Genomic DNA, 929 nt, shown 5'->3' on the forward strand with positions numbered 1-929 from the left:
CCGTCGACCGCCTATGCTGCCAACAGCGCAAAAGAGAAGGTCGCGCCGCCTACCGGCTCGTTCGATGCAAGGAGCTCGCCTCCGTGTTCGCGCACGATGCCATAGCTGATCCAAAGGCGAGCCCCGTGCCCTCGCCAACCCGCTTAGTAGTAAAGAACGGCTCGAAGATATGGCTGATGTGATCCTTGTCGATTCCAGAACCGTTGTCCGAGATCCGGAACAGGATTTCGTTACCCTTGCGCGCCGCCGAGACGACCAGCCGAGGCAATTCGGTGCCACGCATCGCATCGATCGCATTTTCCACAAGATTGACGATCACCTGGTGCAATTGCCCCTCATTGCCGGAGATCCAGAGGTCCGGCTCGACCTCCATCTGCAGGTCGATGCGGACCTGCTTGGTGCGCACGGCCCACAGCACGGCAGTGTTGATCAATCGTTCGATGTTGACGCGCTCGACCTCGCCGAGCTTGCTGAAGGACAGCCGGCGCAAATTCTTCACGATCTCGCTGATGCGAACCGCACCCTCCATGGTGCCTTCGATGAGCGGGCCGACGTCCTCCAAAATCTCGTCGATGCGCAGGCTCTTCCTTTGCGCCGGAAGGTCGGCAGTCTTGCCTTTGCCGTGGACCGCGTCGAGATAGGCGACGATCGCCGTACGGTAGCGCATTAGCGTGTGGATGTTACCATAGACGAAGCTAATCAGGTTGTTTAGCTCATGCGCAACGCCGGCGACGAGACGGCCGAGGCTCGCCATCTTCTCCTGCTCGACCAGTTGGCGCTGGGCGCGCTGCAATTCGTGATGCGCCTTGTGCAGCGCCTCGTAGGCGCGGCGAAGCTCGCCGATCGGGCGCCCGGTCAGCACCACGCCGATGAAGCGGCCGCGATGATCGTGGCGCGGTGAGCTGTTGATGGCGAAGAGATCGGAGCTG

The 929-nt window shown here is 61.2% G+C and carries 1 pseudogene; it reads right to left on the reverse strand.

The annotated features are described in order from the left end of the window. Positions 1-11: 11 nt before the first annotated feature. Positions 12-929: pseudogene (locus CWO89_RS44575) on the reverse strand (sensor histidine kinase); the annotation flags it as partial.

The sequence above is a fragment of the Bradyrhizobium sp. Leo170 genome, from assembly GCF_004296405.1.
GTDB lineage: Bacteria > Pseudomonadota > Alphaproteobacteria > Rhizobiales > Xanthobacteraceae > Bradyrhizobium.